At 52.7% G+C, this 17,674-nt stretch carries 17 protein-coding genes and 1 pseudogene; 6 read left to right on the top strand and 12 right to left on the bottom strand.

Features of this window, described 5'->3' with window-relative positions; translation table 11 throughout:
* Positions 1 to 110: 110 nt before the first annotated feature.
* Positions 111 to 1,448 (bottom strand): ammonium transporter, encoded by a 1,338-nt coding sequence (locus PseAD21_RS05370; RefSeq protein WP_102354795.1) that lies wholly within the window; start codon positions 1,446 to 1,448, stop codon positions 111 to 113.
* A 37-nt stretch (positions 1,449 to 1,485) separates the two neighbouring features.
* Positions 1,486 to 1,824 (bottom strand): P-II family nitrogen regulator, encoded by a 339-nt coding sequence (gene glnK / locus PseAD21_RS05365; protein WP_002555808.1) that lies wholly within the window; start codon positions 1,822 to 1,824, stop codon positions 1,486 to 1,488.
* A 413-nt stretch (positions 1,825 to 2,237) separates the two neighbouring features.
* Between glnK and PseAD21_RS05360 the strand changes: the two genes are divergently transcribed.
* Both PseAD21_RS05360 and PseAD21_RS05355 read left to right on the top strand, forming a co-directional pair.
* Entirely contained in the window at positions 2,238 to 2,498 is a 261-nt protein-coding gene (locus tag PseAD21_RS05360) for an accessory factor UbiK family protein (protein ID WP_102354794.1), read from the top strand.
* 791 nt (positions 2,499 to 3,289) lie between these two features.
* Positions 3,290 to 4,141 (top strand): annotated as a pseudogene (locus PseAD21_RS05355) (YifB family Mg chelatase-like AAA ATPase); the annotation flags it as partial.
* A gap of 783 nt (positions 4,142 to 4,924) precedes the next feature.
* Here PseAD21_RS05355 and PseAD21_RS05350 read toward each other — a convergent pair.
* The 4 genes from PseAD21_RS05350 to PseAD21_RS30195 all read right to left on the bottom strand — a co-directional run bounded on the left by PseAD21_RS05350 (position 4,925) and on the right by PseAD21_RS30195 (position 10,534).
* Complete coding sequence (locus PseAD21_RS05350; RefSeq protein WP_102354793.1) at positions 4,925 to 5,518, bottom strand: hypothetical protein; 594 nt, start codon at positions 5,516 to 5,518, stop codon at positions 4,925 to 4,927.
* A 949-nt stretch (positions 5,519 to 6,467) separates the two neighbouring features.
* Complete coding sequence (locus PseAD21_RS05345) at positions 6,468 to 8,417, bottom strand: hypothetical protein (protein ID WP_102354792.1); 1,950 nt, start codon at positions 8,415 to 8,417, stop codon at positions 6,468 to 6,470.
* Positions 8,418 to 8,619: 202 nt separating this feature from the next.
* On the bottom strand, positions 8,620 to 10,119 hold the full coding sequence (locus PseAD21_RS29855; protein ID WP_218244967.1) for a potassium channel family protein: 1,500 nt from the start codon (positions 10,117 to 10,119) through the stop codon (positions 8,620 to 8,622).
* A 22-nt stretch (positions 10,120 to 10,141) separates the two neighbouring features.
* The gene (locus tag PseAD21_RS30195) at positions 10,142 to 10,534 is read right to left on the bottom strand and encodes a helix-turn-helix transcriptional regulator (RefSeq protein ID WP_102354791.1); all 393 of its coding nucleotides are present in this window, start codon (positions 10,532 to 10,534) and stop codon (positions 10,142 to 10,144) included.
* Between the two features lie 44 nt (positions 10,535 to 10,578).
* Between PseAD21_RS30195 and PseAD21_RS05330 the strand changes: the two genes are divergently transcribed.
* From PseAD21_RS05330 to PseAD21_RS05320, 3 genes are read left to right on the top strand one after another with little or no spacing between them, the layout of a single operon-like run.
* Positions 10,579 to 10,872, top strand: a complete 294-nt coding sequence (locus PseAD21_RS05330) for a DUF4031 domain-containing protein (protein ID WP_053154488.1) — start codon at positions 10,579 to 10,581, stop codon at positions 10,870 to 10,872.
* Positions 10,873 to 10,900: 28 nt separating this feature from the next.
* Positions 10,901 to 12,121 carry a nucleoside triphosphate pyrophosphohydrolase family protein gene (locus PseAD21_RS05325; protein WP_102354790.1) on the top strand — a complete coding sequence of 407 codons (1,221 nt, stop codon included), beginning with the start codon at positions 10,901 to 10,903 and terminating at the stop codon, positions 12,119 to 12,121.
* Entirely contained in the window at positions 12,118 to 12,789 is a 672-nt protein-coding gene (locus PseAD21_RS05320; protein ID WP_102354789.1) for a uracil-DNA glycosylase, read from the top strand. Before PseAD21_RS05325 ends, PseAD21_RS05320 begins: the two co-directional genes overlap by 4 nt.
* 9 nt (positions 12,790 to 12,798) lie before the next feature.
* Here PseAD21_RS05320 and PseAD21_RS05315 read toward each other — a convergent pair whose 3' ends face one another.
* The 6 genes from PseAD21_RS05315 to PseAD21_RS05290 all read right to left on the bottom strand — a co-directional run bounded on the left by PseAD21_RS05315 (position 12,799) and on the right by PseAD21_RS05290 (position 16,846).
* Positions 12,799 to 13,599 (bottom strand): hypothetical protein, encoded by an 801-nt coding sequence (locus PseAD21_RS05315; RefSeq protein WP_102354788.1) that lies wholly within the window; start codon positions 13,597 to 13,599, stop codon positions 12,799 to 12,801.
* Positions 13,577 to 14,227: a C1 family peptidase gene (locus PseAD21_RS05310; RefSeq protein WP_146011262.1), complete on the bottom strand. Its 651-nt coding sequence runs from the start codon at positions 14,225 to 14,227 to the stop codon at positions 13,577 to 13,579. Before PseAD21_RS05310 ends, PseAD21_RS05315 begins: the two co-directional genes overlap by 23 nt.
* Positions 14,224 to 15,240 (bottom strand): ImmA/IrrE family metallo-endopeptidase, encoded by a 1,017-nt coding sequence (locus PseAD21_RS05305; RefSeq protein ID WP_102354787.1) that lies wholly within the window; start codon positions 15,238 to 15,240, stop codon positions 14,224 to 14,226. Before PseAD21_RS05305 ends, PseAD21_RS05310 begins: the two co-directional genes overlap by 4 nt.
* Entirely contained in the window at positions 15,241 to 15,591 is a 351-nt protein-coding gene (locus PseAD21_RS05300) for a helix-turn-helix domain-containing protein (RefSeq protein WP_008439377.1), read from the bottom strand. It lies immediately after the preceding gene.
* Complete coding sequence (locus PseAD21_RS05295; protein WP_102354786.1) at positions 15,584 to 15,853, bottom strand: hypothetical protein; 270 nt, start codon at positions 15,851 to 15,853, stop codon at positions 15,584 to 15,586. Before PseAD21_RS05295 ends, PseAD21_RS05300 begins: the two co-directional genes overlap by 8 nt.
* A gap of 126 nt (positions 15,854 to 15,979) precedes the next feature.
* Positions 15,980 to 16,846: a hypothetical protein gene (locus PseAD21_RS05290; RefSeq protein ID WP_146011261.1), complete on the bottom strand. Its 867-nt coding sequence runs from the start codon at positions 16,844 to 16,846 to the stop codon at positions 15,980 to 15,982.
* A 151-nt stretch (positions 16,847 to 16,997) separates the two neighbouring features.
* Here PseAD21_RS05290 and PseAD21_RS05285 point away from each other — a divergent pair, with 151 nt between their 5' ends.
* A complete protein-coding gene (locus PseAD21_RS05285; protein WP_102354784.1) occupies positions 16,998 to 17,669 on the top strand; it encodes a hypothetical protein in 672 nt (223 codons plus the stop codon).
* The last annotated feature ends 5 nt before the right edge of the window (positions 17,670 to 17,674 follow it).

Raw genomic sequence — 17,674 nt, 5'->3', positions numbered from 1 at the left:
TCGTAAACACGACCAAAGCCGTACGAAAAATCCTTTCAGCCTGTACTTCAATGACAAATCCCAGACAAAAAAATGCCCGGCAAGCCGGGCAAGTTTTTTAATGCGGGTACTTACAGGTTGTAGCCGCGTTCGTTGTGTTGTGCCAGGTCCAGACCCACTGCTTCTTCCTCCTCAGTGGCACGCAGGCCCATGACCACGTCCAGTACCTTAAGGATGATGAAGGTGACGATCGCGGTGTAGATCACCGTGAAGCCGACGCCTTTGCACTGAATCCACACTTGCGATGCGATATCGGTCACGGTGCCGAAGCCGCCCAGGGCCGGTGCGGCGAACACACCGGTGAGGATCGCGCCGAGGATACCGCCGATACCGTGCACGCCGAAGGCATCCAGGGAGTCGTCGTAACCGAGTTTGCGTTTGAGCGTAGTGGCGCAGAAGAAGCACACCACACCGGCCGCCAGGCCAATGATCAGCGAACCCATCGGGCCCACGGTACCGGCTGCCGGCGTAATTGCCACCAGACCTGCAACCACGCCCGAGGCGATGCCCAGTGCGCTAGGTTTGCCGTGGGTGATCCACTCGGCGAACATCCAGCCCAGTGCCGCGGCAGCGGTAGCGATCTGGGTGACCAGCATCGCCATGCCGGCGGTGCCGTTGGCCGCTGCGGCGGAACCTGCGTTGAAGCCGAACCAGCCGACCCACAGCATCGCCGCGCCCATCAGGGTATAACCGAGGTTGTGCGGAGCCATCGGGGTGGTCGGAAAGCCTTTGCGCTTGCCCAGTACCAGGCACGCCACCAGACCGGCGACACCAGCGTTGATGTGGACCACGGTGCCGCCCGCGAAATCGAGCACGCCCCAGTCACCCAGCAACGAACCCGGACCACTCCAGACCATGTGCGCAATCGGTGCATAGACCAGGGTGAACCAGACGCCCATGAACACTAGCATCGCGGAGAACTTCATGCGCTCGGCGAAGGCACCGACGATCAGCGCCGGGGTGATGATGGCGAAGGTCATTTGATAAGTGACGAACACCGCTTCAGGGAACAGCGCTGCCGGGCCGGTAATGCTGGCAGGCGTAACGCCCGCAAGGAAGGCCTTGGCAAAGCTGCCGACGAAGGAGTTCAGGTTGACGACGTTGGCTTCCATCCCGGTGGTGTCGAACGCCATGCTGTAGCCATAAAGGAACCACAGGATGGTGACCAGGCCAGTAATGGCAAAGCACTGCATCATCACCGAAAGAATGTTTTTCGACCGCACCATGCCGCCGTAGAACAGCGCGAGGCCCGGAATAGTCATGAACAGCACGAGGGCTGTGGAGGTCAGCATCCAGGCGGTATCGCCGGAATTGAGGACTGGAGGCGCCACCGGATCTGCCGCCATAGCCAGGCCGGGCATTACGATGGACAACAGGGCGCCTAGCCCTGCGAATTTACGCAGAGTCATATTGTTTTCTCCTGGGGCGTTGGGTTTGTGGCGGCGTTTAGATCGCGTCGGTATCGGTTTCGCCGGTACGGATGCGAATCGCCTGTTCCAGATTGACCACGAAGATCTTGCCGTCACCGATCTTGCCGGTGTTGGCAGCCTTGGTTATCGCCTCGATAACCCGATCCAGATCCTTGTCGTCGATGGCCACGTCGATTTTCACCTTGGGCAGAAAATCGACCACATACTCCGCCCCGCGATACAGCTCGGTGTGACCCTTCTGCCGGCCGAAGCCTTTGACTTCAGTAACGGTAATGCCCTGCACGCCGATTTCGGACAGCGACTCGCGCACGTCGTCCAACTTGAACGGCTTGATGATGGCAGTGACTAGCTTCATGAAACTCTCTCCCGAATTGGTGGACTTGCCCCAGGAAAACAAACCCGACTCAAGTCTAAGCGCAGTGCCTGGCTTTGTAACGCATCGTCGGCCTTAGCTGCCCGACTGACGCCAGCTAACCGCTGCTGACGAAACTCCCCGCTCCGCCTGCCGCACTGCATTCGTCACAGCGACTGCATCAGTGCATGGGTCACTACCGACTAAGCAGAAAGCTTGCCATCTCGCCAAATTCCTCTGATTTCAATCCTTTGGCCGCTGCCGCAGGCGCTTGCGCAAAAAAGCCCCGACGGTTACGCACAACAACGGTGCGTCGCCGTCCGTCCGCTTGCGCGAAAAGCGTGCACTCGTGCCTGCGTCAATGACTATAGACACTGCGTGATACACTGCCCGCCACTGTTTACAGGACACATTCCATGCTCGCGCCCAAAGACCTCCTCGACGCCCTGAGCGGCACCGCCTCCCGCCTTTTCAGCGGCGACACCCCGCTGCCGAAAGCCGAAATCGAAAGCCAGTTGAAGATGCTGCTGCAAAGCGCCTTCAGCAAACTCGACCTGGTGAGCCGGGAAGAATTCGATAGCCAGATGGTTGTCCTGGCGCGTACTCGTGCTCGCCTTGAAAGCCTTGAAGCAAAGGTGGCGGAGCTTGAAGCGAAGCTGACGCCGGCGGCCGAGTAGGACTGCAAGTCCTGCGCAGAAATACCTTCATTTTGCTGGTAGAAATTAAACCGCTCCTGCCGAGGCAAGAGCGGCTTCCGTCAGATCAATCCTCTACTACGAATTACTCCAACGGTCTCGCAGAAACTCGTACAGGCGATAAGCCCATAACGCGATCCTGACGAGGCGCCACATATGTTTAAGAAACTTAGACATATTTTGGCCCTCCTTGCGTGGGGCCAAACCGCCGATGTACTTTCCGGCGTGCGAACATCTTCGGGACTACACGTGAGTGTGTCTGCTAAGGCGGCCGGGTGTGAGTTCCCCAAAAAAACACCGGCACGGGTCTCACACCGTGTCGAGGAACATGAAATCTTTACTCCCCCGACCACACTTTGCGAACGCTCCATGAGCGGGCATCGTCAAAACAGATGGTATTGCAGCCCCTCAGAGGCAATTTAAACAAGTTTTATCAGGCCATGACCTCGTATTCGGGCATGACTGCTTCAATCCATCCAGACCGGTACTGATGGGTGAAAGTTGACTCGGGTGCTTGCCTCAACGGGCAAACATACATAGTCTCAACGGACGTGAGTGTGTCCACTAAGGATGCGCAGGTCTTGGCCTCACCAAAGCCTGCAAACTAAAAACCGTCTCCTCGAGGCGGTTTTTTTTCGCCTCGAAATTGGTTGGCCACTACCCGCAACATCCAGTGAAAATTCGCCCCCGCCATTACCCCGCCAGATCACCCTTCCCCAACTACCCTTCAAAAACCGCAGGAAGCGGCTCCCGATTCAGCTCAAGGAACGACCATGTCCCTCTCCATCGTCCACAGTCGCGCCCAGATTGGCGTGGAAGCCCCCGCTGTCACCGTCGAAGTCCATCTGGCCAACGGCCTGCCGTCGCTGACCATGGTCGGCCTGCCCGAAGCCGCAGTGAAGGAGAGCAAGGATCGGGTGCGCAGCGCGATCATCAATTCCGGTCTGCAGTTTCCGGCGCGGCGGATCACCTTGAATCTGGCGCCGGCGGATTTGCCCAAGGATGGCGGGCGGTTTGATCTGGCGATCGCCCTTGGGATTCTGTCGGCGAGTGTGCAGGTGCCGTGCCTGACGCTGGATGATGTGGAATGCCTGGGTGAGTTGGCGTTATCCGGCGCGGTGCGCCCGGTGCGCGGGGTGTTGCCGGCGGCACTGGCGGCGCGCAAGGCCGGGCGGGCACTGGTGGTGCCGCGGGCGAATGCCGAGGAGGCGTGCCTGGCCTCGGGCTTGAAGGTGTTTGCGGTAGATCATCTGCTGGAGGCGGTGGCGCATTTCAACGGGCACACGCCGGTTGAACCTTACGTGTCGGACGGTTTGATCCATGCCGCCAGACCCTATCCCGACCTCAACGAAGTCCAGGGGCAAAAGGCCGCCAAGCGGGCGCTGCTGATTGCCGCAGCGGGCGCGCATAACCTGTTGTTCAGTGGGCCTCCGGGTACCGGCAAGACGTTGCTGGCCAGCCGACTACCGGGATTGCTCCCACCGTTGTCCGAGTGCGAGGCGCTGGAGGTGGCGGCGATTCAATCGGTCGCCAGTGGCGCGCCGCTGACGCATTGGCCACAACGTCCCTTTCGTCAGCCGCACCACTCGGCATCGGGGCCGGCACTGGTCGGCGGCAGCTGTCGGATTTCGAAATAAATGCGAAATTTTCGAAATAAATGCGATTGAAAACCTGTTGATTGAGCCCAGTAAGCTTCCCGCAATTTGCGACTGCGTCCAAGCTGTTATGTGTCCGTGTAGCGTCCCTGCCAAGTGCTGCCATAAACGCCGTTGGATCGACTGGGTGCCGGAGTCCAATTGATCAATTAAATTGCAGCTTGCGAGTGTCGTTGCGCCGAATGCTTTACCGTACCAGCGAACAGGGGCGTAGCCGGGATTGGCTATGAATCTGAGTCCACCGCGGCCCAACATCGTTGGCATGCTCGCCGTAAGTGGTAGCTACGTAGGCGGGCAAATCTGTGCGTTAACCCCTCTGAGATTGCAGGTCGGCCTCAGGTCGACCTGCAATATCCGTAGGAGGGTTAGCCGGCGCTCATGACGTGGAACTGGGGAGTTGAACTGAGTGACCGCTGCCATCCAACTCACACGGAGCGTGAATAGGTATGAGTTCAGCGAATATATGCTGTGCCACTACAGTTACTGGCGAGGCAGCATTGCATGCTGGGCATAACTTGAGACCTGCGAGGTATGCACAGTGGTAACAGAGCACCAAATGCTCATTGGGGTCATGTTCACCAGTGTGTGAAAGCTCGATATGCGTTGCATCGCAATCCCAGCAGTGACCACAACGAATGGTTTTACCCGAGGCGTACTCAGGGTCGATTACATGGAGGTGCATAGGGGCATCCCTTTTGAAAAGAAAGTCTGTTTAGAGCAAGTCTTTTTCAGTGCCTCACGTGGAGGCGGGGATTACCGGAGACGGTGTCGATACTCGCTGAGCTCGGCTCCATAGGCGAATAGGGGAAGACGATAGAGGGCTGCATTTGCAGATTTGAGCATTTTGAGTAGCAGTGCGGAGATCCTAGCGTTCCTAGCGTTCCTAGCTGCTTGGTCGAGACGTAAAATAGCGAGCGCTGCCGTAAGCGCTTGCTTCTGGAGCTGGCGAAGGGTCAGGGGAGGATAGCGTCGCTCGTAGTCGCAGTAGCCTAAAAACCCACAAGGCTCCATAGAGATCCGGCGAGAAATTACTCTTAGATTTCCTGCTGCCCTTCCGAGGTCGAGCTCTCTACTACAGATTACGGTCATCGCGTAATCGAGGTAGCTAGAGCGCAATTCGTTTTCAAGGCTAATTGGAAATATTTCACCTTTTTCTAGGGTATTGCCTTCATCGCCTTCCTCTGGGGCGGTAATTTCGTCAATAACATGGTGAATGTGATCTAAGCGTACCGCTGCCTCGAGCAGTGCTATCTGGCGGGTTTCCTCCTTCTCACCCCATGACGCAGCCGGACCAACACTGTCAGTGTCCTCCTCTAAGGCTGGATTGTTGGTTTCAGGGCGGTTCATTTTTGAGCTACCTGGAAAAGTGCGAATATTTATCTACCACCGGCCCAAAATAGCTCGAAGCTCCCTGCGTTTTCAACTCCCCTACAAAATCGTTTGTAGTGACAGATGCTCCCACGCTGCTCGCACTGCCTGACAGGACTGATAAACGCTTTGGCCGTCACGATTACTAGGGGCCTGCTATGACGGAGTGCGGCATCGCCAGGCACTCCCTTCCGCGTGAGCGGAAACTAATTGTCATGCGTTACCGCTCAGGCTTACTCAGAGGGCTTGATGCCTCGCCCATTGGGATACGACCGCTAAGCTTACCCACATTTGCTGATCCAGAAATTCAGCAATCTGCCCTAGGTCCATCGTCAATCAATAGGAAGGGATCATCTCTCAATTAGCGCCGTCACAAATGTAGAAGACCTTTTACCAACCTGGGCCGCTACTCTCGTAATCTACTTTAGAATTATTTTTTATTTAGTGATGCTAACCAACTGGTTATTAGGGCAGCCCCACCTAATACGACTGCCGCCCCGAACTGCTCAGTTGATTTCTTACCAAACTCCGCAATTTTATCCGAACATGAAGTACAGAATTCATCATCATACAAATCACCCCCTCTTGCATAATCTCTACATCCAGGGGCACGACACACGTAAATATTCCTATGACAGCTAATGCACTCACACTTATCTCGGCGGAGATTATTCATTTCGGCAACATCCGGCGTCATAACCTCCTCGCAGAAAGGACATTTCCCTTTGTCTTTAAAGCTCGCCAATCTAAATTCTCCCAATCTCTGTGGTTATTATGCAAGTCAAGAGTAGCAGAACCATTTTAGAACCTTGAGATAGATGCGACAACACTCATTGGCTGAAATCGTTCGATTAGGTTTACCATCGCTGACATAAGCTTATAATCGTAGATCGAAGTCGGACTGTAAGTCTTGCTAGGCAAGTTATCTTTAAGAACTCCGCCCTAATATTGCTCGGATCATTTCCTCATGATCACCTGAAAATGAATCCGGCCGCTTGCGCCCACCAATAATATAATCCGGGATAGCTTTCGGCATCGGAACAGCTTCTTTCGGAAGTCTCTCGAGCATCTCATGAACTTTTGTCTTTAGCTTTCCAAACCCTACAACTTCGGCGTAAGACATCATCATCACAAGCATGATCCTATGCAAATCAAAGATAAATTGGCGCTTATTTTTCTGACGAACAAGATTAAAAAACTCCAAAGTTCCCGCCTGCTTATAATCCGGAACAGATTTATAGGCTGCAAAGTCTTCCATTACAACACGTTGCCGGTATATCACTAACATCCTGCTATAGTCCCTTACTACTGAAAGCAAATCCTCCTCAACCGGAGGAAGCTTTGTAAAGAACCATTCCGGACGTAGTCGTGATGGCATAAAAAACTGGAAGTCAATTCCTGATAGAAATGACATCGTGTCTACCACCATTGATTTCTGCTCGGGTCGAGAAAAAAAGGCTTGTGCAATCACGGCTCTTTGTTCTTTTGAGAGGCTTACCATGTAGTTCTCTCCAAGCTGCAATTCGATAAACTCGTAAAGATTTTCCGGACCGAGTTCCAGATCAACCTCTTCCACACCCGACCTAGACCATCCAGCTTCATTATTTTCCATTACGAACGGGTTGAGATTAAATTCTGCGTATAAAGCTGACCGACATGGAGACCCTGCTAATGCGGCAAAAAACTCTCGAAGCGAGTTCTGATCATGATGATAGACTGCAGTTTCAATGAATTCACCAATGACTCGTTTAAACATTAACGAACAGAGCCCGCCGGTATGTACTACGGCCATATTTAGGAAACGCAAGATAGCATCCATTGCTCTACGCGTTTTAAGCTCAAGGTCGCTATGGGTTAGCACCTGAATACATTCAGCTACATTTTCGAGAAACTGTACCGCATTGAAGAACGCATCATCAGCGCGAATTTTGTCTAAGCAGTTCGAGTAGAAAAAATATTGAAGACCGTATGGATCCTTAGAGCAAACATAGTCGTTCAGGTAAGACTCAACATGCTGCAAGTCTTCCAAACTCAACGTCGACGCTACTGCTATAAGCTCTTTTTCACGTATATCGCGCCAGTTTCCTATAGAGATTTCTGGACTACGCCTCCGTCTTTGTAGAATAAAGACTGGAGTCAGCTTTAGCAGTTCCGTTTCGCTGAGCGCGCCCTCCGAAAATACTGCCCCCCAGACCTTGGTATATTTTTCGCAATTTACAACCGAGCCGGCAATATTGAAATTGATCGAATGCCCGTGTGAGTATGGCTTACCGTTGTTTCCTGTCGCAGGCTGCTCCCAAGCCGGAAAAGCCGAAAGAATTTGATTTCCCCGTAGCTGAATTCGCAGCTTCATCGCCTTGAAAGTATCATCGATAAGTGCATACCCATAGAGCACCCCTGCTGGATTCTCTGCTGTAGGATAAGTAGAGTCTTCTCGATCTAAGTTCTCGAACGCTTCAGAGAGAGCGCTGATGATGTCGTCCTCTGTAAAACCGCAAGGATAAAGCGTCTTCCAAAGATACCCGGACTTGTAGTGGACATCGGGCTTCATAGTTATGCTAGCAGCACCGCCGGTGAACATCTGACGAGGAATTTTCAACGTAATGACGCCATTCTGAAGTTCTCTCGCGTAGAACCAGTCGTCATGTTGATCTGCGTCATACTCCAGGAGATGCACGATACTTTCGTGATGTTTTAAGAACTCTTCCCAGCCATCCCAAGTATGGAGCCCCCCAGCCAGAGCCTTGTCAGTACTACGCACACCTTGTTTAGTGATAGGCCGAATAATAATTTCGCCAATCAGGATGTGCGTAAGACCTTCCTTTGTAAGTTCATAAGCGCCATCTTTTCCGAAGCGGATTGGAAATTCCCTAGGCATCGCGGTCCCTTAATTTTTCTGTCAATTATGTCCTTTCGTGAGCCAGAACGCATTTTGGAATTGTAGGCTTTCGAAATTTATTCAAATTTATTCGAAATAAACGCGATTGGCTCGATCTACCTAATGCTCTTAAGTGCTGCCCGACGAACCCTGTCGAACCACGATGATTAGTCAACTTTCGGGGACATGTTCGTATAGCTTCTCAGTCGGTCTTTCTGTTGGTAAATCCGGCTACGACCAACCCCATCATGAAAGCACCTAGGAATGCCTCAGTCCCGCATATCATCCGTAGAAGAGTTGTCTTTGGTAGGATGTCCCCATATCCCAAAGTTGTGAAGGTCACCATAGAAAAGTATATATAGTCAAAGAACGATTCCGGTGGTGGGTTTGCTTGTATTTGATCCTGTAAAGCGTGATACAGAAATGCGTAGATCAAAATAAAGAACGATGAGGAAAGGGAAAGCCGATGAAGCTTTACCCCATGCCCCCAAAGGGCCCAGTCTAAAATCGAATAAAACCACTGTAACTTGTGCTCAGCATAGATAGCTAGATATTTAGGCCTTCCAAGGTATTTAGCCATGTATCTGGCCTTTTTTACCAGCACCTTACTTCCACCCATCGCTTTGAAATTTTTAGCAATAGTTAGCCAGCTACCAGGGTTACCTCGCGGATACAAGTCTGAATATTTGTAATAACGTTTCGCGTTGAATAGATTTCGTCGATGCGCCAACTGCTCTTGATAGAGGTAATGCGCAGCGAATTTTTTTTGCCCTGCCGCGTTATAGGAATTCTTCAATAGCCTATAAGCATCTTCATTCCATATTTCATTTTTCTCAGGGCTATATGATATAAGGTCCTTCAAATCGCAGTTATCAATGAAAGGCAATACTCGGCACCTTGTAAATGACAACCTGAAAAATGTGGAATTCGTTGCGTAAAAATTCCCAACATCACACTTCGCGAAGTGAAAATCTTGTATTTTTGAATTCAATATCCTCGTAGTATCAAACTTACAGTATTTGAACTTATAAAATGCTTGCTCAGTATTTTCAATGGTGAGATTCACTAAGCTAGAACAGCTAATTATTTTAAAGCTTCCGTAAATATTTCCTGTGATACTGAGCCCATCTAGGTCAGCAAAATCCAAATTCATCTCAGATAGGTCGGTATGAGCTGGGACTGTCACCTCTCCCAGCTTAAGTAACTCTGGGCCTCGCCAAATCGAGGTGCGAGTATTAGGCCGGACATTCCTCCAGCCGCCCATCGAAAAGCGATCAGTGTGACCGAGGCTTGCACGAGTCAAATCTACAGGCAACTTCTTACCCGTTCTTATTTTTATCCACTCAAAATAAGGGGTAAAGTTGGAAATATTTTCGTTTTTTTCGTGATGACTCTCTCGGGAGAAATTCCATTGAGCGCTTGATGCATCAGCTTTGCTGATACAAAAATATTGAGGCGCTCGATATGATGTTGTCTTTTTTATTACAACATGCTCCCCTTCACCATTGAAGAAGTCTCCAAGACGCAAGCATAGCATTATCTCGTATTCAGAGATTCCTATGGTTGCCAACCACACTTCGAAGTCCAGCAATGTTTTTCTGAAATATCCAAATAGCATCGGCAGATCATTTTTTGCACGCCACTCGTTAAACTTAGCTGGTGTTAATTGCCAAAGCTCGGCGGCACTAATGTAATTTTTCATGCTTACCTAAACATTGATTACGTTAAACCCGCTGCCCCTGCGTTACAGAGCTACTCGCAGATGTATTTGCAGGAAGCGCCGCATTGATGAGCTCCTCCAAAGCTTCTACCAACTTCGTCACTGCTGGTTCGCACCCTGGCGCAACTCGAAGCAGCTCGTCCAACTTTCGCCCCAAGCTCGCGGTACCGGTTGAGTACTCACGCGGATCGTCTTTAATTTGCAGAAATGTGCATATTTTATGCAGATTTTTGCCGACACTATTCATCTGTCCCCGCTCGTAACGAGAGATCTGAGAATGGTGAACACCGACCGCACGGCCAAGATCTACGAGCGTTAGACCCCGACCCAAGCGAGCTTGGCGGATCTGCGCCCCAACAAGGGTGACATCGGATGAGGAGTTGAATTTTTTTCCCATAATGTGCAAAATATTTGCATATATTTTCACAGAAGGCGAGCAGAATGGCGGTCTACGTGGATTCAGAAGAAATCCTGTGGCGGGGCAAGCTCTGGTGCCATCTGGCAGCGGATACTCTGGATGAACTTCACTCGTTCGCCTCTCGACTAGGCCTGCGCAAAAGCTGGTTCCAATCCAAGGGTTACCCGCACTACGATGTGACCGTTTCGGTGCGTGAACGCGCGCTGAGAATGGGAGCAATCGACGCCGATCGCGAGACAATCGTCGGTCGCTGCAAGCAGCTGAAGATGGAACTACGTCAGCAAGTGCTAAGACAGCAGGTGCTGGCACTCGCCTGAAATAGCTTAAATAGATCAAGGAGGATTGATGGCGCCAGTACCTCAACCGCGTCCGATGGCACTTACCGTAGCCAAGTACATGCTCAAAGCGCGGGAGAGCATGCGCTTCGAGGACGATGCCGATAGCCTTCAATACATTCGCTTTGGATACTTCGGCGAGATTGGTGGCTTACTTTCCTCCGTGAAAAAAGCAGGTCGTGACCGCTTGCAGGCCGCACAGAACGACTTGGCCGCAGAAGAACTGGGCGACGCGCTGTGGTACTTGACCATTGCGGCGCACCTTCTGAAAATCCCCGCCGACGCTCTAGGGGAGCACTGCATCCTTGTCCTTCGCGATGAATTCGGCGAAAGCAAGAAAGCTCCCGCGCCGCCGATTACGTTCCGTCAGATAGACGGTCTTATCGAAACACAGCGCGATGAGGATACAATCCCCCGCCCAACGCAGCTGGGTAAGCTCGCGCTAAGCGCCGGCGTGCTGGCTGAAATGTCGCATGCCAGCTTAGTAAGCATGGCGCCACCCAAGCGCGAGGCTTATTTCGGACAGTTGTTGTCGGAGCTCGCCAAGACCTGCTCCAGCTTCAACCTAAACCTTGAAGATGTGGCCTTGGGAAACCTGGAAAAAACGGCCAGTCGCTGGCCAAGTGACCAGAAGCGTGAATTTCCACTTTTCGATGAAGGCTTTCCGGAGCATGAGCAGTTCGAGCGCGAATTCACTATCGAATTCATTGAACGCGGCGAAGGCCAGAACAAGCATGTGGTTCAGCGCCTGAATGGCGTCTATATCGGTGACCGCCTTACAGACAACAGCAACGAGCCTGACGACTATCGCTTCCACGATGTCTTCCATTTGGCTTATGTGGCGTATCTGGGTTGGTCACCAGTGTTGCGAGCACTGCTCAAGCGCAAACGGAAATCCGACCCCGCCAAGGATGAGAACGACGATGGCGCTCGCGCAGCGATCATTGAAGAAGGCATCGCCACTTGGATTTTCGATCACGCGAAAAAATATGACTACTACGCAGCAACTCAGCCTGGACGGCTCGACTACGGCCTACTCAAGCAGATCCAAGGGATGGTTCGGGGTTACGAGGTTGAGCGATGCAAGCTTTGGCAGTGGGAGCTTGCCATCATCGAAGGTTTCAGAATGTTCCGCGAACTGCGCGAGCATCGAGGAGGCTCGGTGGTAGTCAACATTACTGAAGGGACGCTGACTTTTCACAAGCCCCCCAAAGAGGCCTACACCCAATGACCCCTACATCCTTCGTAAAGGCCTTGTCTGAATTCAGTCTCGACAATGTGTTCAACCCGTACGCAGACACCTGCCCTGTGCATGATCGCGCGGGCGCTGCCGCCTCTCGTCGCAAAAACCTGAAAACCTATCTTCAGGCTGTATTCGATCTAGGCACCGACACCATCTGGATGGGTCGTGATCTGGGATATCGCGGCGGACGTCGGACCGGCCTGGCCCTAACCGACGAATTCCACCTTTGCGAAATGACACGCGTGTACCCAGGGTGTGAGTCACAACAGGCAACTCGAGGGCCAGCAATCGCCGAACGGACCGCTGCAGAGATCTGGGCCATCCTGAAAGCCATCGATATTCCTCCCCTTCTGTGGAATGTGTTCCCATTTCATCCACATGAACCAGGCAACCCATTCACCAACCGCAAATTCAGCGCAAAAGAACTGGCTTTGGTGGATGAGCTTAATAGCGAGCTTTTCAGCTGGCTTAGAATCAGGAAGATTATCGCCATTGGCCAGGACGCCGCGCACTATGCGTCGCGCTTCGGCCTGCCCATAGAAACCATTCGCCATCCGAGCTACGGGGGAGTCCGAGACTTCCGCGCAGGGATGGCCAAACTTTACGATCTGCACCCTCAGTTTTCCCAGGAAAGTCGCCAGGCTTCGCTGCTCTGACGGTTGCCTTCAACCAGGTAGAGCAGCCAAGAGATCTTTGGTGACACTCACCTTGCCAAAGGTCTCCGTATCCAAATACGCATGCGTTGCGATACAGGTAAGCACTCCACACTCATATTTGGATTCCTTGCCTACAAACGAGTGAAGCTGACTCAACCCGACAAGGTTGCCCAGCGCACGCTGGCAGTACCACTGAGAGCGGTAGATCGCAGTCAGATCCAGCTTGCCATCTGTAATTTTGAAGCTCAGATGACTCAAGCAAGGGACGTTGAGGGGTTTTGCATCTCGAGATGGGTCGAACACCGGTAATTCATAGCCATGTCCGTCGAGTGGCGGTGCCAGGTCAATATCGGGATCACTGACCCCCAGCTCGAACGCCGATTGGTACTTGGTACCGTTGTGCGTTTGAAGCAGACGCTCAATCAGGTCGTCCAACGGATTGATGGTCCCTGTCCCGTTTCGACTCGGACGACTCATCATGCGCTGAGCATAGGTACCCCATGAACTGCGCTTTTTGCCCTTGACCAGCAACGCCAAGTAATTTGTGTATAGCTCAGGGCGAGAAAATCGTCGGGCCAACCCATTGGGGAAAATGGTGCCCGCCACGGTCTCGACACTCAGGTCCCCACGACTGCTGCGCAACACCGCATCCACAGCCTTGATGATTTTCAGATCATCCTTGCCCAGCTTCTGAGGAGCGCTGATTTCCAGGATCAAATTCCGATCCTTGCGCTGCTTGCATCCCGCCAAATGTCGCGCCGCAGCCACCCAAGCCTGCCCCAAACTTTCAGATGCGATCAGTTTTGCCATTCTCTACTCCAAAAGCACATTCGGCATGCGCGCTTACATAGGCGCCTGAAATCCAGGCGTGTCCGTCTACACCCCACTGGGGGCCCCAGCTATTGCGCACGTAGAACCATGGCGCACTATTTCCATCTTCATGCCCCACGCCAATAGCGACTACCGCATGGAGAAGTCCTGGCATGACCTGATCACCGAAAGCCACCAGGCCCCCTTCAGGCTTGAAGAATTTGGGCGTTACCCGCAGACCCAATCCGATCGGCTGACCGGCGCTTATAAAACAGGCGATATCGGTAGGGTCAGCTGATACGCACTGCAATAAGTCACCGTAATGCTGAAGTCCCGAGGGCAGATCGGGAATTGGGAGCGAAGGCTCTTCAGAGCAGTAGGGGAACGCGGCTTCCTCAGGCTGACCGACACGAGATGCCTCTCGCATCGCATCGAAAGTGATTCCGCCGCCCGGCGCCCACCCCGGCGTTAAAATGGCGGCCGCCCGATAAAGGTATTCAGGGCTCAAATCGGCGGGAGATTTCGGTCGATTCAGATCCGATAATGCAAATGCCAGGCAGGTCGGACGTCGCCCCTGAGGCCTTGCTGGCGAGCCATAGCCATCGAGCAACACCTTAGGGACGATCACGCTAGCCCACCCTTGAGCAACTGCTTACGCGAGTGCGGCGTCAGCCCGAGATTCAACGGCTCAAACTTGGCGCTTGATCTGAATGTATCAGTGGCTGGGCTCGAGGCATCCCATGGCGCGCGCTCCGAGAGCCGCACGCTTACGGGCTCGGAATCGCTGGTCCTTCCGCCAGTGAGGAGGTAGTCCATCATCTCAGTACCGCCGAAAACCGGCGACTTACCCACTGAAGGCGTCGAAGATACGGTCAAAGGCTCCAGCTGAAATCCCTGCGCCTTTAACTCTTCGGAATCGGCTTCCCAGAGATATCCTGACGGTGCACGGCTTGGCAATCGAACAACCAGCTGGTCATCCGGTCGAGGCTCAAGGATTGAAGTTCGATCATCGCTGTCGAGCAGCCACACCTCTTTGCGGGTATCCACCAACCGGTCGCCGAGCAGCGCTTTTTTGATCATCGCAGGCTTGGTCCGCAACATTTCCCGGACTTGATCAGCGCTCATGACGCCATGCCGGTTGAGCGACCATGCCGCCGCTTCGTAACTGACCCCCATGCGTAACGCCAGTTGATAAAGGACGTCAGGCCGGAACAGCGCTTGCTTGGTCCATTGCTTGCGCCGCATGATTTTGACGATCAGTTTGCGAGGCACCAGCAGGTTGTACCCGAACTGATCCGCTTCCTGCTCGACGAGGGCAGCCTGAGAACCGTAATAGATTTTCTCGTCGGCGCTGCTGCCGTGGCCCATGAAAAAATGACCCAGCTCGTGGGCACAGGTCATATGAACCAAGCCTGCTGGGCGATCCACATTGACCAATATTCCAGGCGTTTCATCACCCAGAAACGCCCCGAGCAGCTTTTCCATGGGGCGCAACATAACCATCACCCCAGAATCAGCAGCTATCTGGAAGGGGTCTATTCGCGTGTATCCGTCCTGCTCGATGCGGGCCATCGCACCGCTCTCATCGATGACCTCGACCGCACGCTGTGCGGCTCGCAAAACAACATCGCGGAAGCCCATTCACTGTCCCTTGTGCTTGAGAAACTCGGCGAAGCGAGCTACCTCATCAATATCCTGCTGCGAAAGTCCATTTACTGCTCTGGCCAGAAACGCGAGCTGGGTGGGGCCGGAAGGCGCTGGGTCTCTTCCGGTCATCAGGTACTCCATAGACTTGCGATAGAGCTTGGCGAGCTTGCTCAGCTCCGTCGCCTCCACCTTTCGGTTGCCCGACTCGATGTTGGTCACCGCCGGACGAGAGACCCCGAGCGCATGAGCCACCTCATCTTGGGAAAGCCCCACATACTCCCGAGCATCTCGCAGGCGCTCAGCCAGGCGTAACCTGTCCTGATCCTCCACCGAGGAACTATGCATGGGCCTTTTCCTTCAGGTGCTTAAGGATTCCCGACGTGACCAGCTTGACGAACTGTTCTTTGGTTTCGTAGCCGCCGTTACGGATCACGACATCCACCGGGATTTTGACTTTCAACATTTTCCCGATATCAACCAGCGCCTCGATAGCCATGACCGATTCCATCGGCGCACCCAAGTCATCAACCGACAGCGGGTCATCAACGATTTCGAGCGCACGCTTATCCCAGAACTGGCCAAGGTGTTTCTCAATGTCGTCTTTCATTTCGATGGTTCCGAGGTAAGAAAATCGTACATTACATGTTTGAATTTAAGTCGATACCGTAGAAATTGCAACGTCTACCGATGCATCAATCTCTGGAGTCAGCTCCCAGCACGGTACCTCACCTTGTTAAACAGCAAAGCAGACGCGAAACCCGTCGAATGAAACCCACTGAACGCCATTACCGAAGTTCAGACGCCCAACCACCTCCGTATTGCCGGTATAACCCTCAGCCTTAAGAGCCCGTGCAACTTCAGACGCTCGGTCGTGGATCAGGTCCTGAAGGCCATGAATTCGTTGTCGCTCTAACTCAGCGTCTGTCACCGCCTGAGCGGAAATCCCATTGCCTGAATACCCGCCTCCCAGAGGAAAAAGAAGCAATCCGTCCGATAGCGGGGTGATGAGATTGATACCGGCGGCCCTCAGCATTTTCCTGTCTTCATCGGTGTAACGTTGACTGAGAGACATGCTACTGCCCTGCATCTTTGCTGCCTGCGTGAGGTGCGGCCAGTTTGCATGCAGCGTTTCAATAACCGAACTGTCCGACCAGGCACCGTGCTGATAGATGCCCACCGCATGGAATGCATCATCAGTGGGAAAACCGAATACCACTGGACCTGTGCGCTCGACGAAGCTCTTGTTATTTGCGTGCTGCGCCTGCCCAAGATGGAAGTGGTAAATACCCCAATCCAGTAGCAGCCCATCCTTGCCTTTGAAGTCTTCAATTTTCAGGCTCAGATGCGGCGACAGGTCTTCACCGGTTTCTATTTTAACTTTGAGCTCTGCCCAACCTGCTTCGTGTTCAAGTGGGCAGGCGAAGGCATTAGCTAAATGCACGGCCCTGGGCCTTGGTTCGACTCTGCGTGTTCTGGCATGGAAAAACAGCGCTGCCAATTCCTCAGTCTTCGCAGAAGCAAGTTCCATCGCCCAGTGCTCTTCCATGATCCGCCGCATCTCAACGATCCAGTCCGCCTCAAAATCCGTTTTCAACAGCACCAATTCACCCTCTGATCATTGGCAAATGGCTTGCGCCGAGCAGGGTTCTCGACTGCGACCAAGCGTATTAATATCACATTGGCATCACGGTTGCGTAACCGCGCAAACCATACGCTTGCGACGCAGCAAGCACCTGAAATCAGAGAGCAAAATGAAACAGCAGGCAAGATTTAAGCGGATTAACGGCCGCAAAAGATACAAAGAAATCGCCTTCCGCGCAGTAAAAGTTCTTTCAAGCGTGGGCACACTAGGTGTAATCGTCGCAACGTCCTACAGCTTTCTTATTAGTGACACCAAGCTCGTTTATGAAAAGCCGTACGGACGCTCTTACGTTTTTTCATTAATCAATGATTCGCCCGCTGACATCATCGTTGAGAAATTCAAAATTTCTTATCCCGATCAGCCAGTGATCGCGAAAACCACCAAAGACATTTACGTATTGCCCAAGGACGGCGGGCTGGAAATGCCTGGGGGAAATATCAGCACGGTTCCAATCGTCGAATTCCATGAACTGGATGGCGAAACAATTTCTGCTAAGGACACTCATAAATTCAGGCTTCCGCCCCTCAATAGCCGGGACTATCTGCAGTTGGAAGCCGCCATCTTTGAAATTACGTACGAGGTAACACCTAAAAACAAACTGCTCAGCTACATCGATAAAACACTAAAATTTTTAGCACTAAGAAACGAAGAAGAGTCTTTACGCTACATAGTGGTCGAAAACTACTGGATCCCGACGCGCTCCAAATCTCCCTATGAAGCCATCCGCATCGCTTGCCGAGATAACGACATGCTTTCCAGAGGCGATCTGTGCACACGGTAATCTAG

It is taken from the genome of Pseudomonas sp. AD21, from assembly GCF_002878485.1.
Taxonomy (GTDB): Bacteria; Pseudomonadota; Gammaproteobacteria; order Pseudomonadales; family Pseudomonadaceae; genus Aquipseudomonas.
This window is presented reverse-complemented; position numbering and strand designations above follow the sequence as displayed.

Coding starts and splice junctions, on each gene's coding strand:
- PseAD21_RS05300 (WP_008439377.1), bottom strand. CDS start 15,591: ATGCATAGTTCCTCGGTGGAGGATCAGGACAGGTTACGCCTGGCTGAG.
- PseAD21_RS05370 (WP_102354795.1), bottom strand. CDS start 1,448: ATGACTCTGCGTAAATTCGCAGGGCTAGGCGCCCTGTTGTCCATCGTA.
- glnK (WP_002555808.1), bottom strand. CDS start 1,824: ATGAAGCTAGTCACTGCCATCATCAAGCCGTTCAAGTTGGACGACGTG.
- PseAD21_RS05350 (WP_102354793.1), bottom strand. CDS start 5,518: ATGAACCGCCCTGAAACCAACAATCCAGCCTTAGAGGAGGACACTGAC.
- PseAD21_RS05295 (WP_102354786.1), bottom strand. CDS start 15,853: ATGAAAGACGACATTGAGAAACACCTTGGCCAGTTCTGGGATAAGCGT.
- PseAD21_RS05320 (WP_102354789.1), top strand. CDS start 12,118: ATGACCCCTACATCCTTCGTAAAGGCCTTGTCTGAATTCAGTCTCGAC.
- PseAD21_RS05345 (WP_102354792.1), bottom strand. CDS start 8,417: ATGCCTAGGGAATTTCCAATCCGCTTCGGAAAAGATGGCGCTTATGAA.
- PseAD21_RS05315 (WP_102354788.1), bottom strand. CDS start 13,599: ATGGCAAAACTGATCGCATCTGAAAGTTTGGGGCAGGCTTGGGTGGCT.
- PseAD21_RS29855 (WP_218244967.1), bottom strand. CDS start 10,119: ATGAAAAATTACATTAGTGCCGCCGAGCTTTGGCAATTAACACCAGCT.
- PseAD21_RS05325 (WP_102354790.1), top strand. CDS start 10,901: ATGGCGCCAGTACCTCAACCGCGTCCGATGGCACTTACCGTAGCCAAG.
- PseAD21_RS05360 (WP_102354794.1), top strand. CDS start 2,238: ATGCTCGCGCCCAAAGACCTCCTCGACGCCCTGAGCGGCACCGCCTCC.
- PseAD21_RS05330 (WP_053154488.1), top strand. CDS start 10,579: ATGGCGGTCTACGTGGATTCAGAAGAAATCCTGTGGCGGGGCAAGCTC.
- PseAD21_RS30195 (WP_102354791.1), bottom strand. CDS start 10,534: ATGGGAAAAAAATTCAACTCCTCATCCGATGTCACCCTTGTTGGGGCG.
- PseAD21_RS05285 (WP_102354784.1), top strand. CDS start 16,998: ATGAAACAGCAGGCAAGATTTAAGCGGATTAACGGCCGCAAAAGATAC.
- PseAD21_RS05305 (WP_102354787.1), bottom strand. CDS start 15,240: ATGGGCTTCCGCGATGTTGTTTTGCGAGCCGCACAGCGTGCGGTCGAG.